Source organism: Jiangella rhizosphaerae (genome assembly GCF_003579925.1).
GTDB lineage: Bacteria > Actinomycetota > Actinomycetes > Jiangellales > Jiangellaceae > Jiangella > Jiangella rhizosphaerae.
This window is the reverse complement of record NZ_QUAL01000136.1, coordinates 1-13,717: the sequence shown is the minus strand read 5'-3', so window position 1 is coordinate 13,717 and position 13,717 is coordinate 1. Positions and strand designations below refer to the sequence as shown.

11 protein-coding genes are annotated in these 13,717 nt (G+C 74.3%); 1 reads left to right on the top strand and 10 read right to left on the bottom strand.

The window, feature by feature from the left end; all coding sequences use genetic code 11:
* Window positions 1-4,370, top strand: a 4,370-nt coding sequence (locus DY240_RS33710) for a S8 family peptidase (RefSeq protein ID WP_147375320.1), incomplete at its 5' end; no start/stop codon positions are given.
* Window positions 4,371-4,409: 39 nt separating this feature from the next.
* On the opposite strand, the gene DY240_RS13765 is transcribed toward DY240_RS33710, so the two are convergent.
* From DY240_RS13765 to DY240_RS32855, 10 genes are all read right to left on the bottom strand, one after another.
* On the bottom strand, window positions 4,410-4,886 hold the full coding sequence (locus tag DY240_RS13765) for a hypothetical protein (RefSeq protein WP_147375319.1): 477 nt from the start codon (window positions 4,884-4,886) through the stop codon (window positions 4,410-4,412).
* A 20-nt stretch (window positions 4,887-4,906) separates the two neighbouring features.
* The gene (locus DY240_RS13760; RefSeq protein WP_407659325.1) at window positions 4,907-5,947 is read right to left on the bottom strand and encodes a sigma-70 family RNA polymerase sigma factor; all 1,041 of its coding nucleotides are present in this window, start codon (window positions 5,945-5,947) and stop codon (window positions 4,907-4,909) included.
* A 248-nt stretch (window positions 5,948-6,195) separates the two neighbouring features.
* Entirely contained in the window at window positions 6,196-7,152 is a 957-nt protein-coding gene (locus DY240_RS13755; RefSeq protein WP_119660440.1) for a sugar phosphate isomerase/epimerase family protein, read from the bottom strand.
* A 54-nt stretch (window positions 7,153-7,206) separates the two neighbouring features.
* Window positions 7,207-8,214: a sugar phosphate isomerase/epimerase family protein gene (locus tag DY240_RS13750; protein ID WP_119660439.1), complete on the bottom strand. Its 1,008-nt coding sequence runs from the start codon at window positions 8,212-8,214 to the stop codon at window positions 7,207-7,209.
* 26 nt (window positions 8,215-8,240) lie between these two features.
* Window positions 8,241-9,623: a nucleotide pyrophosphatase/phosphodiesterase family protein gene (locus DY240_RS13745; RefSeq protein WP_119660438.1), complete on the bottom strand. Its 1,383-nt coding sequence runs from the start codon at window positions 9,621-9,623 to the stop codon at window positions 8,241-8,243.
* Window positions 9,620-10,795, bottom strand: a complete 1,176-nt coding sequence (gene eboE, locus DY240_RS13740; protein WP_119660437.1) for a metabolite traffic protein EboE — start codon at window positions 10,793-10,795, stop codon at window positions 9,620-9,622. The genes DY240_RS13745 and eboE overlap by 4 nt, the downstream gene beginning before the upstream one ends.
* On the bottom strand, window positions 10,795-11,667 hold the full coding sequence (locus tag DY240_RS13735) for a TatD family hydrolase (protein ID WP_119660436.1): 873 nt from the start codon (window positions 11,665-11,667) through the stop codon (window positions 10,795-10,797). The genes eboE and DY240_RS13735 overlap by 1 nt, the downstream gene beginning before the upstream one ends.
* A complete protein-coding gene (locus DY240_RS13730) occupies window positions 11,667-12,341 on the bottom strand; it encodes an EboA domain-containing protein (protein ID WP_119660435.1) in 675 nt (224 codons plus the stop codon). Before DY240_RS13730 ends, DY240_RS13735 begins: the two co-directional genes overlap by 1 nt.
* Window positions 12,338-13,243, bottom strand: a complete 906-nt coding sequence (locus tag DY240_RS13725) for a sugar phosphate isomerase/epimerase family protein (RefSeq protein WP_119660434.1) — start codon at window positions 13,241-13,243, stop codon at window positions 12,338-12,340. The genes DY240_RS13730 and DY240_RS13725 overlap by 4 nt, the downstream gene beginning before the upstream one ends.
* The gene (locus DY240_RS32855; RefSeq protein WP_199701466.1) at window positions 13,240-13,437 is read right to left on the bottom strand and encodes a hypothetical protein; all 198 of its coding nucleotides are present in this window, start codon (window positions 13,435-13,437) and stop codon (window positions 13,240-13,242) included. Before DY240_RS32855 ends, DY240_RS13725 begins: the two co-directional genes overlap by 4 nt.
* Window positions 13,438-13,717: the final 280 nt, after the last annotated feature.

The following is a 13,717-nucleotide window of genomic DNA, read 5'->3' as shown; positions in this document are numbered from 1 at the left end:
GGGCCGCCGCTCTCCCGGCGGCCGCGGCCGGCGTCCCGCTGGACAGCATCGACGCCGCCGCGGTGACGGTCGACCCGGCCGGCGCCGCCGACTTCTGGGCCACGCTGGCCGGCGGCCGGAACCGGCTGGCGGCCGGGATCGAGCGGGTCTGGCTGGACCCGGCGGTCACCGTGGCCCTCGACGAGAGCGTCCCGCAGATCGGCGGCGACGCGGCACGGGCGGCCGGCCTCGACGGCACCGGCGTCACGGTCGCCGTCCTGGACACCGGCATCGACGCCACGCACCCGGATGTCGCCGGGCGGATCGTCGCCGGCCGCAGCTTCATCCCGGGCGAGGAGCTCACCGACGGACACGGGCACGGCACGCACGTCGCCTCGACGGTCGCCGGGACCGGCGCGGCCTCCGGCGGCCGCTTCGCCGGTGTGGCGCCGGGCGCTGACCTCGTGATCGGGAAGGTCCTGTCCGACGGCGGCAGCAGCGTCGGCTCGTCGGTCATCGCCGGCATGGAGTGGGCCGCAGTCGAGGAGGACGCCGACATCGTGAGCATGAGCCTGGGCGGCGGCCCGACGGACGGGACCGATCCGCTGAGCCAGGCGGTCGACGCGCTGACGGAACAGACCGGAGCGCTGTTCGTCATCGCCGCGGGCAACGCCGGTCGCGACTTCGCCGTCGGCTCGCCGGGGACCGCCGGCGCGGCGCTGACCGTCGGCGCCGTCGACCGGGACGACCACCTCGCCTCGTTCTCCAGCCGCGGCCCGCGCCGGGGCGACTACGCGATCAAGCCGGAGATCACCGCGCCCGGAGTGGCGATCGGCGCCGCCCGCGCGGCCGGCACCAGCATGCCCAACGCGGTGCACATCGACGAGCACTACACCCGGGTCAGCGGCACGTCCATGGCGACGCCGCACGTCGCCGGCGCCGCCGCGATCCTGGCGCAGCAGCACCCCGGCTGGACGGCGCAGCAGCTGAAGGCGGCGCTGGTCGCCGGCGCCGACGACGGCGGTTACACGGTCTACGAGCAGGGCGCCGGCCGGGTCGACGTGGCCCGGGCGATCGGCCAGCAGGTACAGGTCAGCCCGGCGACCGCCGACTTCGGCTTCCTGCGGCTACCGGCCGAGGGCGACCCGCCGACGCGGACGCTGACCTACACCAACCCCACCGACGCACCGGTCACGCTCGAGCTGGCCGCGGCCGCGCGGGACGAGGACGGCGGCGCCGTCCCCACCGGCGCGGTGACCCTCGACCGCGACTCCATCGAGGTGCCGGCCGGCGGCTCGGCCACGGTCGTCGTCACCTTCGACCAGCACGCCGTCGAGCCCGCGCTGTACACCGGCAGCGTGGTCGCGACCGCCCCCGGGATCCGGCTCACCACGCCGCTCGGGATCGTCATCGGCGAGCAGCTGCACACGGTCACCGTCCGCCAGCTGCACTCCGGCGATCCGGAGGGCTGGAGGCCCAGCAACGTGACGTTCGCGCCGATCGACGGCGCCGCCGACGCGTCCACCCGGGCCGGCTGGGTCAGCCTCGGCGACGGCGTGGACGTCAGGACGCCGCAGGAGTGGGCGGACGGCGTGGAGTTCCAGCTGCCGGCCGGCACCTACATCGCGTTCACCAACCCCGTGCAGTGGTACGACGCGGAGACCGGTGGTGAGAACTGGGCCATCCTGGTCGACCCCGAGGTGGAGGTCACCGGCGACGGCGAGCTCGTGCTGGACGCCGCCGAGGCGGTCGAGGTCACCTTCGACACCCCGCTGCCCGCCGAGGGTCACCAGCGCCGGATGATGATGCAGCGCTGGGTGCCCGAGCACGTCGCGGCCGGCGGCGGGTTCGTGACGCTGGGCGAGAACCCCACCACCACGAACGGCCGCAGCAGCTTCTGGGTGACGCCGACCGACGAGGTGGAGACCGGCGAGTTCCGGATGGTCATCGAGAACACGCTCGTCGCTCCCGATCTGACCATGCGGGTGGAGGGGCACGACGACCTCGAGCTGCGACCGCAGTATGCGGAGTGGGGCGAGCCGTTCGCGGCGTTCGGGCCGCCGCCGTTCAGCGTCGAGGAGCCGGTCGTCGACGGCGCTCCCGCCGCGGCCGCGCCCGGACCCGTCGTACGGACCGGCGCGCAGGTCGAGGTGTCGGTCGTCGTCACCAACCCGCCGGGCGCACCGGAGCGCACCGGGCTGGCGGTGCGGACGCCGCTGGGCGCCGGCACGTGTGCCACGGACACCCTCGACTCGGGCCAGTCGACGACGTGCGGTCTGCGGACCGCGGCCGCGGCCGGGCCGCAGATCGTCCCGATCGTCGTCACCGGCGCCGGCCTCGACGCCAACGGCGCTGCGGTGCCGCTGGCCGGCACCGCCGTCGCGTACTACACCGGCGCCGAGGACCCCGCCGACCCGGCGCCACCGGCGGGGCCGGCCGTCGCGATCGTCGCGGCCACCGTCTCCGGACAGGCCGCGAACCTGTCGCCCGGCCCGGAGCTGGAGGCCGGGACCGACCTGACCATCGCCGCGACGGTCCGCAACACCGGGACCACGGCGCTGAGCGACCTCGTCGCCGAGTCCGACCTGGGCCCGCTGGCCTGCCCGCGGCGGACGCTGGCGCCGGGCGAGGAGGCCAGCTGCCTCCTGGACGCCGAGGTCGTGGCCGGCCGGGCGGCGGTCGCCGTCACCGCCGTCGGCCGGAACGACCAGGGTGCGCCGGGCGGCGCCGCCACGGTCGTCTACTACGACGGCCGGGCCAAGCCGGCGATGTTCTCCGGCCACCAGAGCCTGCCCGTCGTGGACGCCGGCTTCGGCACGCCGGCCGAGCTGGCCGGGCTGGACCTGCGCGGCGCGCTGGTGTTGCTGCGTGCCGACCCGGCGCGCTTCGACGGCCAGCCGTGGAAGTGCTGGCCCACGCGGGAGGCCGTCGACGCGGTGGTGGCGGCCGGTGCGGCCGGCATCGCGCTGAGCCCCAACGAGGAGCACCTGTTCTTCGACCGCCCGGGCTCCTACCTGGACGGCAGCCTGTGGTGTCCGGTGGCGCCGCTGCACAGCTCCACCGAGGTGGAGCAGTACGGGGACGCGATCACGCGGGTGCCGCTGGTCTACCTGCCGTTCGACCAGGGCGCCGCGCTGCGCGAGCTGGCCGCCGGCGACGTGAGCGTCGCCGTCGACGGCACGCCCGTCACGCCGTACTTCTACCAGCTGCGCCCGGCGCTGGACGGCGCGATCCCGGACTCGCTGCACTTCACCGTCGACGAGGACGAGCTGGTCACGATCGACCACAGCATCCACGCCGGGGCCACGACGGGGATGGGGCTGTCGCTGGCCGCGTGGCGGCCCGCCGACGCCGCGGCCGGGCCGCGCACGACCGGCATCCGGGCGCTGCCGCCGTTCTCCACGACGGCGCCGTGGGAGGTCACCGAGTACTCCTGGCCGCTGGACCCGGACACCGTCGTGCGCCATGAGGTGCAGGACATCACCTCACCCGCCGGGCGCCAGGTGCGCTACGACGTCTTCGACGAGCCCGCCCGCACCACGATGGTGTGGAACGACTCGCCGCCGGTGCCGGCGCCGGTGCCGCCGCTGGCCGGGACCGCGCCGATCGGCTACCAGACGCACGGCCACCTGCCGCCCGAGATGGCGCCGTGCACCGGCTGCCGGGAGGGCGACGTGTTCTACCCGCACCTGCGCTACACCGCGTCGTCGGACCCCGGCCAGATCGGCTGGGACTTCGTCGGCCAGTACGGTCAGTTCGGTAACGACGGCGGCACCCACCTGTACCGCGACGGCGTCGAGGTCGAGGGCGGGCCGGATCCGGTCGCCGCGACACTGCTCGCCTACGAGCTGCCGCCCGAACCGGCCGACTACCGGCTGACCCACCGGCTCGGCCCGACGGAGACGGCATGGGAGTTCCGCTCCGGCTCGGCCGGCGAGGACCTGCTGGCCGATCCGTACGTCTGCGACTCCGAGTGGCTGACCCGGCTGCTGAAGCGGCCGCCGCTGGGCACGCCGTGCCGGCCGGAGCCGCTGATCTTCCTCCGCTACGACCTGGGGCTGGACCTGACCAACCGGGCGGACGCACCGGGGCCGCAGACGATCGAGGTGAGCACGCACCGCCAGCCGTCGCGGCAGCCGATGCCCGACGTCGCGGGCCTGCGGCTGTGGGTCAGCTACGACGAGGGCGCGCAGTGGACCGAGGCGCGGGTGCGCCCCCGCGGCGGCGGCCGGTTCGAGGCGACCGCGCTGCACCGGCCGGCCAACCGGAGGGCGTCGGACGTGGTGAGCCTGCGGGTCGAGGCGTGGGACGAGGCGGGCAACCGGGTCGAGCAGACGATCCGCAACGCCTACCGGCTCGTCGAGCGGCCCGACGCCGGCGGACCGCGGTGACCGAGCCGGCCGGGCCGCACCGCAGGCGGTCCGGCCGGCTCACTCCACCTCGTTGCGGACCAGCGCGACCGCGGCGTCGACCCGCGCCTTCGTGCCGGGGTCGCGCAGGTCGAGGCCGGAGTCGACGGCCGCGGTCCAGACGATCTCGTCGGCCGGGGTGCGCCGGCCGGTGACGCGCACGCCGCGGCGGCCGTCGACGGCGACGTGGCGGCTGATGACGACGCTCTGGGTGACCTGTTCGCGCACGACGTCGACCAGGCGGCCCGGCGATTCCAGCGCGACCCGGTGGCGACCTCGGCGGCCGCGCGAGTCGGGGACCTCCGTCACGACGAGCACCGCGGCGTCGCCGTCCCAGGCGGCGGTCTCGACGCGGACCCACTCCACCGACGTGCCGCGCAGCAGCAGGCGGCGCGTGGTGGCGACGACGTCGCCGTCGGGACCGCCGGCGGTGGCGAGCACCCGCTCCCCCGGCTCGAGCCCGTCGATGGCAGGTGGACGTCGCCGGCGCAGCTTCACGCCCCCAGCCTAACGAGGACTCACGCCAGGTAGTCGCGCAGCTCGCTGGCCCACTCGTTGCGCCGCAGCTTGGTGAGCGTGCGGTGCTCGATCTGCCGGACCCGTTCGCGGGTGACGCCGAACTCGCGGCCGACCTCCTCGAGGGTGCGGGCGCGGCCGTCGTGCAGGCCGTACCGCAGCCGGACCACCATCTTCTCGCGCTCGCTGAGGCCGTCGAGCACCTGCTCGACCTGGTCGCGCAGCAGCAGCTGAGCGACCAGCTCCTCGGGGCTCAGCTCGTCGGTGTCCTCGACGAAGTCGCCGAACGTGTTGTCGGAGGACTCGCCGACCGGGAGTTGCAGGCTGACCGGCTCCTCGGCGTACGAGAGCAATTCGACGACGCGGTCGGGCGGCAGCGACGTGGCGGCGGCCAGTTCCTCGACGGACGGGTCGCGGGCCTGCTGCTGCGCCAGCGTCCGCAGCACCCGCAGGACGCGGTTGAGCTCGTCGACCACGTGGACCGGCAGCCGGATGGTGCGGCCCTGCTCGGCCAGCGCGCGGCTGATGGCCTGGCGGATCCACCAGGTGGCGTACGTGGAGAACTTGAACCCACGGGCGTGGTCGAACCGCTCGACGGCGCGGATGAGGCCGACGTTGCCCTCTTGGATGAGGTCGAGCAGCGGCAGCCCGCGGCGGGTGTAGCGGCGGGCGATGGAGACGACGAGGCGCAGGTTGGCCTCGATGAGGCTGGCTTTGGCCCGCTGGCCGATGCGGACGAGCTCGACCAGCGCGTCGTGGTCGGGACCGGCGTCGCCGGCGGCCAGCCGCTCGCCGGCCAGCAGTCCGGCCTCGATGGCGCGGGCCAGCCGGACCTCCTCGGCGCCACTGAGCAGCGGGATGCGGCCGATCTCGCGCAGGTAGCGGCGGGTGAGGTCGGTGCCGCTGCCGGCACCGGCCTCGGACGTCCGCGGCGCGGGCGCGGCCGGTGGATCGTCGTCGTCGACGACGGACGCGGGCACAGGCTCGCCCGGCTCACTGACGTCGGAAAGATCACCCTCCGGCCGTCCACGCTGGGACGGCAGCGCGCGACCCTCCACCCTCGATCGGATCACCGGCACCACCTCGGTCCCCCAAGTGTGCCCCGACGAGGTGCCCGGCAGCTACCCTTCCGGCGGAATCGAAGATCATCGACTTCTCGCCCGCTGCCTCACATCCGGGATCTCAGCACGTCGATCTCGCAGCCCGCCAGTATCCGGGACGACCGCACGTGGGTGAGGGATCCGGGTAGCCCTGGCGACCCGGATCCCTCACCCATCGAGGCTCGACCGGCTCAGCGCATGCGGAGCTCGGTGAGGTACCGGTAGCCGACCTCCGCGGTCTGCAGCGGGGTGACGTCCGGGGTGTCGTTCTCGACGATGTACTCCAGCACGCGGTGCGCACGGAAGATCTTCGCGAAGTCGATGTGCCCGGTGCCCAGGTCGGCCATGTCGCCGCCGGCGAGGTGCCGGTCCTTGACGTGGTACTGCAGCGTCCGCTGCGGCGCGGCGTCGATGACGTCGATGGCGAACTGCTCGGCGTCCTCGACCGCGACGCCCGTGTTGATGCCGCCGGTCACCGCCCAGTAGAGGTCGACCTCGAGGTGGACCAGCCTCGGGTCCAGCTCAGACGTCAGCACCTCCCACGGGGTCACGCCGCCGCCGAGGTCGGTCGTGAACTCGTGCGCGTGGTTGTGGTAGCCGTAGCGCAGCCCGTACGACCGGGCCAGCTCGGCCTCGGCGTTCATCTGCTCGGCCCACAGCTGCCAGTCCGACAGCTTGTCCGAGGCGAGGTACGGGACGACGACGAACCGCTGGCCCAGCGTGACGGCGTTCTCCAGCTTCGCCTCCAGCGAGGCCTGGTCGCCGCTGATGCCGTCGTGGCTGGAGGTGGCCGAGATGCCGATCTCGTCGTAGAAGGCGCGCAGCTGCGCGGCCGTGCGGCCGAAGTAGCCCAGCGCCTGCTCGACCTTCGTGTAGCCGTAGCCGGCGATCGATCGCAGCGTCGCGTCGTACAGGGCGCCGGGCGCGAGCGCGTCGCGCACGGTCCACAGCTGGATGCTGATCGCGCCGCGCGGGACGATCTTCCTGGCGGTCGGCTGCGTGCCGGCCGACGCGGGCAGCGCACCGCCGACGCCGGCCAGCACGCCGCCGGCGGCCGCGGCGGCGCCCACCAGGAAGCGCCGCCGGTTCAGCCCACGGCTGCCCAGCGACTCGTCCAGCGCGCGGTCGCCGTCGTATCCGTAACACATCGTCGTGCTCCTCTCGGGTGGTACCGGGGTGGTGCGGGTGGTTCTGCGGAGGATCTAGTCGCCGGAGCTGAAGGCCGCGTCGAACGCGGCGGCCGGCGCGTCGAACAGCCGCGACTTCACGAACTCCAGGGCCTCGGGGGCGCCGCGCAGGCGGTCCATGCCGGCGTCCTCCCACTCGATGGAGATCGGGCCGTCGTAGCCGATCGCGTTGAGCATGCGGAACGACTGCTCCCACGGCACGTCGCCGTGGCCGGTGGAGACGAAGTCCCAGCCGCGCCGCGGGTCGGCCCACGGCAGGTGCGAGCTGAGCCGGCCGTTGCGGCCGTTGCCGAGCTGCTTCTTCGTGTCCTTGCAGTCGACGTGGTAGATGCGGTCGCGGAAGTCCCACAGGAACGCGACCGGGTCGAGGTCCTGCCACACCATGTGGCTGGGGTCCCAGTTGAGGCCGAACGCCTCGCGGTGCCCGATCGCCTCCAGCGTCTGCACCGTCGTCCAGTAGTCGTAGGCGATCTCCGACGGGTGCACCTCGTGCGCGAACCGGACGCCGACCTCGTCGAACACGTCGAGGATCGGGTTCCAGCGGTCGGCGAAGTCGCGGTAGCCCGCGGCGATCATGTCGTCCGACGCCGGCGGGAACATCGCGACGTACTTCCAGATGGCCGAGCCGGTGAAGCCGACGACGGTGTTCACGCCCAGCCGGGCGGCCGCGCGCGCCGTCACCTTCATCTCCTCGGCGGCGCGCTGGCGGACGCCTTCGGGGTCGCCGTCGCCCCAGATGCGGTCCGGCAGGATGCCGCGGTGCCGCTCGTCGATCGGGTCGTCGCAGACCGCTTGGCCCTTGAGGTGGTTGGAGATCGTCCACACCTTCAGGCCGTTCTTCTCCAGGATGTCCAGCCGCGACTTCACGTAGGCGTCGTCCTCGGCGGCGCGCCACACGTCGAGGTGGTCGCCCCAGCAGGCGATCTCGAGGCCGTCGTAGCCCCACTCGCCGGCCAGCCGGGCGACCTCCTCGAACGGCAGGTCGGCCCACTGCCCGGTGAAGAGGGTGATCGGTCGTGCCATGGTGTCTCCTTCGGTTGCGCGCTCGGTCACTTCCGTACCGGGGTGCTGAGCCCCGCGAGGTCGAGCATGAGGTCACGGACATCGGTGGCGGCCAGCTGGTCGCGAGCCGTCGACGGGTCGCTGCACAGCAGCACGGGCCCGTCGGCGGGGTCGTCGGGCAGCCGGCCGTGCGTGCCGCGGACCCACTGCCCGTCCAGCGGCACGACGTTCATCGCGTAGCGCAGGCCCAGCTTCTTCTTCGCCAGGTTGGCGCCCGCGCGCAGCTTGACCCGCGGGTCGGCCGGGTCGAGGAACAGCTCGGCGGGGTCGTAGCCGGGCTTGCGGTGGATTTCGACGCCGCGGGCGAAGTCGGGCGCGCGGTCGTCGTGCAGCCAGTAGTAGTAGGTGAACCACGCGCCGAGGTCGGCGACCAGCACCAGCTCGCCGGAGCGCTCGTGGTCCAGCCCGAACTCGCGCTGCGCGTCCTTGTCCAGGACGAGGTCGACGCCGGGCAGCGCCTGGCACAGCTCCCGGACGGCGTCGAGGTCGGCGGGGTCCTTGACGTAGACGTGCGCCACCTGGTGGTCGGCGACGGCGAAGGCCCGCGACGCCCACGGGTCGAGGTACTCCATGCCGGCCTGCGTGTACACGTCGAGCAGCCCGGCCTGCCGCAGCGCCCGGTTGACGTGGACGGGGCGGCTGGCCGGCCCGATGCCGTACTCGCTGAGCGCGACGACGGTGACGCCCTGGTTCCTGGCGTCGGTGAGCAGCGGCTCCAGCACCCGGTCCACGTCACGGGCCGCGGCGACGGCCTGCGGGCTGTGCGGCCCGAACCGCTGCAGGTCGTAGTCGAGGTGCGGGACGTAGGCCAGCGTGAGGTCGGCCTGCGGCATGAGCCGGCGGGTCGCCTGCACGATCCACTCCGACGACTTGATCGACGCCGTCGGGCCCCAGTACTGGAACAGCGGGAACTCCCCCAGCGACCGGGTCAGCTCGTCGTGCAGGGCCGGCGGCCGGGTGTAGCAGTCCGGCGACTTGCGCCCGTCGGCGTGGTAGATCGGCCGCGGCGTCACCGTCCAGTCGGTGTCGGCGCCCATCGCGTACCACCAGCACACGTTCGCGACCTTGTAGTCCGACGTCGCGCGCCGGGCGACGTCCCAGACCTTCTCGCCCTGGACCAGCCGGTTGTGCTGCCGCCACAGGAAGATCTCGCCGAGGTCGCGGAAGTACCAGCCGTTCCCGACGATGCCGTGGTCGCGCGGCATCGCGCCGGTGAGGAACGTCGACTGGACCGAGCAGGTCACTGCCGGCAGGACCGTGCCCAGCGCCGCCTGCCAGCCGTCGCCGGCGATCGCCCGCAGGTTCGGGGTGTGCTCCAGCAGCCGCGGGGTCAGGCCCACGACGTCGAGCACCAGCAGCTTGTTCGTCACGCGATCTCCTCCATACCGATCTCGACCATCCGGTCGGCGACCCAGCGCAGCTCCGCCGCCAGCCCGGCCACCAGGCCGTCCGGCCCGTCCGGCCGGCGCCCCGGGGGGAGCACCGACCAGGTGTACGTCTCGACCTCCACGTGGTCGGTCACCGCGTGCTCGCCGCCGAACAGCCCGCGCAGCGTCGCCGTCAGGTGCTGCTGGGTGGCGGCCAGCGGCGGCTCCGGCTGCTCGTGCACGGGCACGTGGAAGTGCACCCGCCACGGGCCGTCGTCGGGGAACGCCGCCGACGACATCGCCGCCGGCAGGTCGTCGGCGCTGACGATGCGGCCGCGGGTCCGTGCCCGGGTCTGGTGCAGGAACCGGTCCTCGGCGTAGGGGGCCAGCGCCCTGCGCGCCGCCGGGTCGGACGGGTCGGCGATCTCCAGGGCCGCCGACGCCTGCGTCTTGACGATGGGCAGCCCGGCCGCCGCCAGCGCGGACAGCGCGTCGACGGGCTCCTCGAACTGCGTCGCCAGGTGGCAGGCGTCCAGGCAGATCCCGATGCGGTCGGTGTCGACGGCGCCGAGCTGGGCGACGGCGCCGTCGATGGTCTCGACGACGCAGCCCGGCTCGGGCTCCAGCGCCACCCGGATCGTCCGCCCGGTGTCGGCCTCGATCTTGGCCAGGCCGTCGGCCAGCTGCGCCAGCCGGTCCGCCGCGAGCCCGCGCCGCGCGTCGTCCCACGGCGTGCGCCAGGCCAGCGGGAGGCTGGACACGCTGCCGCGGACGGCGTCGTCGGGCAGCAGCGCCGCCAGCACCCGGGCGCAGCCCAGCGTGTAGGTCAGCCGCTGCGTCGTCAGCCAGTCCGGGTGGTAGACGCCCAGCTTCACCCGCGGGTCGTGGAAGCCCTGGTACGGGAACGCGTTGAGCGTCACCACCTCCAACCCGCCGGCGGCGAGCGTCGTGCGCAGCCGGTCCAGGTCGCGGCGGCCGGCCTCGGACGCCAGCCGTGCGACCACCGGCGCGGGCAGCCACAGGCCCAGCCCCAGCCGGGACACCCCGAGCCGTGAGCGCGCGCCCGCGCCGTACCGCGTCACCTGGTCCAGCAGCGCCTCGACGTCCTCGGTCGGGTGGACGTTCGTGCAGTACGCGAGGTGCACGACGCTGCCGTCGGCGTGCCGGAACCGCATCACGCCTCCGGCCGCTGGCCGCGCAGGATGGAGTTGCCCTGGAACGTCGCGGTCCGCTCGGTGCCGGCGAGGTCGACCTCGTCGAGCAGCAGGCGGCCGCTCTGCCCGTAGAACGCGACGGGGTTCTGCCAGAGCACGCGGTCGACGTCGTCGGCGGTGAACCCCTCGGCGAGCATGGCCCGGCCGGTCTTGACGGTCTTCAGCGGGTCGCTGTGCCCCCAGTCGGCGGCGGAGTTGACGATCATCCGGTCCAGCCCGCGGTCGGCGAGGATGCGGACCATCCGGTGCTCGTCCATCTTGGTGTCCGGGTAGATCGAGAACCCCATCCAGCAGCCGGAGTCGGCGACCATGCCGACCGTGGTCTCGTTGAGGTGGTCGACCAGCACCCGCTCCGGCGGCAGCCCGCTGGCCGCGACGAGCTCCAGCGTCCGCCGGGTGCCGGCGGCCTTGTCCCGGTGCGGCGTGTGCACCAGCACGGGCAGGTCGTGCTCGCCGGCCAGCTCCAGCTGCCGCACGAACACCTTCTCCTCGTCGTCGGTCATCGAGTCGAAGCCCAGCTCACCGACCGCGACGACGCCGTCCTTGGCCAGGTAGCGCGGCAGCACCTCGAGGACGCCGTGGCAGCGCGGGTCGTTGGCCTCCTTCGGGTTCAGCGCGATCGTGCAGTGGTGCCGGATGCCGAACTGCGCGGCCCGGAACCGCTCCCAGCCGACCAACGCGTCGAAGTAGTCGACGAACGAGCCGACGTTGGTGCGCGGCTGGCCGAGCCAGAACGCCGGCTCGGTGATCGCCCGCACGCCGGCGGCGTACATGCGCTGGTAGTCGTCGGTGGTGCGCGACGTCATGTGGATGTGGGGGTCGAAGATGCGCATCAGGCCTCCCCGGCGCTCGGCTCGGACGGGACGGGGAAGCGGCCGGCGACCGCCTCGGGATGGCGGCCGAGGATGCGCCAGGCGTCGCTCGGGACGGACCGCCCGGCGGCCACCCGCTCGTTGCCGTAGTCGGCGACCATGCGGGCCAGCTCCTCGTCGGTACGCGCGTCGAGGTCGGCGACGGCGTCCAGCGGCACGCCGACGAACAGGCACTTGAGCACGCCCTGCCGCCAGGCCGCGGCGTCGAGGTGCCGGGCGGCGTACGGCCCGAGCGCGGCGGCGACCAGCCGGACGTCGTTGGTGCGCAGCGCGTCGGCCACCAGCGGCAGCCCGGCGTCGCCGATGTCGAGCTGGGGCAGCGCCCGCAGCACCGCCCGTTTCTCGTCGGCGTCGCCGTACCGGTACAGCTGACCGACCTCCTCGACCAGCGCGGCCGGCTCCAGCCGGGCGGCGGCGGTCAGCAGCAGCGCCGCGCGGGCCTCGTCCTCCAGCCGGGGGCTGCGCAGCCCGTCGGGGTCGGCCGGGTTGGACGGCCCGCGGGCCACCCGCCGTCCGACCGCGGGGAACAGCACCGAGATCCGCCGGGGGTCGCTCTCGACCTCCGCGAGCAGCTCGGCCAGCCGCTCGCGGGCGGCCTGGTCCAGATGCGGGGTCCGATCGATCGTCGCGCTCATGACGCTCCTTCCTCTCCCCCGTATCCCTGTGCGGTCCCCCGTGCGGCCAGCGCCTCGGCCTGCGCGGCCTTCAGTGCCTCCAGCGAGCGGCGCGCGACGGCGGGCGCGGCGTGCCCGTGCCGCGGCAGCTCGACGGCGGCCAGCCCGCCGTAGCCGACGTCGAGCAGCGCGCCCAGCGCCGCGGGCAGGTCGACCTCGCCCTCGCCGAACTCCAGGTGCTCGTGCACGCCCTCGACCATGTCGTCGAGCTGGACGTTCGCCAGCAGGTCGCCGGCCTGGTGCACGCAGTCGGCGACGGTGCCCGCCTCGTTCGCGACGACGTGCCCGATGTCCAGCGTCACCCGCAGGTGTTCGGGGTCGCCGAGCCGCTTGCGCAGCTCCAGCACCCCGGCGACGGTGTCGACGAACATGCCGGGCTCGGGCTCGAACGCGCACACCATGCCGCGTCGGTCGGCCTCCTCCAGCACGGCCGCGACGCCTGCCGTCAGCCGCCGCCAGCCCTCGTCGGCGCCGACGCCGCCGGGCAGGGTGCCGGACCAGAACGACACCGCCTCCGCGCCCAGCTCGGCGCCGATCCGGACCGCCCGGCACAGCAGGTCGACGCGCCGCTCCCGGCCGGTGTCGGACACCAGGTTCGGCTCGTGCTTGCGCCAGGGGTCCAGCACGTACCGCGCGCCGGTCTCGATGACGACGTCCAGGCCCAGCTCGGCCAGCCGCTGCCCGACCGCGACGGTGCGCGCGGACAGGTTCGGCGCGAACGGGTCCAGGTGCGGGTGGTCGACCGTCAGCGCGACGCCGTCGTAGCCGAGGCCGGCGATGACGGCGAGCGCGTCGTCCAGCCGGTGGCTGCCGAACCCGTTCGTGCCGTAACCGAACCGCAGGGTCCGCGGGTTGTCGCTCATGTCGGCGACACCACCTTCGACAGCGCTCGCACCGCCGGGCCGATCCCGACGACGGCGCCGGCCAGCGCCACCGCTCCGGCCCGCGCGAGCAGCGCCGCCTGCAGCGGGATCACGCCGCGCACCCCGGCACCGGTCGCCGACCGCACCGTCCCCGCGTCGGGCTGCCGGGCCGCGCCGAGCTGCGCGCGTCCCACCGTCGCCGCGTACAACCCCGCGAACCCGGCCGCCGCCGCCCGCCGGGCGGAGAAACCCGCAGGCAGCGGAGACCCTCCGCCCCACTGGAGGTCTGCTGTCCGATGAGACCGCAGAGCTCCATCGCGCGATGGAGCTCTGCTGGCGGAAAAGACGGCAGAGCTCCAGCGGGGCGACGAGTCCCGTCCGGCGCCGGCCGATCCAGCGGCCTGGCGGCCGGCCGGCCGGGGCAGGGCGGCGACCAGCGACGCGGCCGCCGTCGCACCGAGCGCCGCCCGGGTG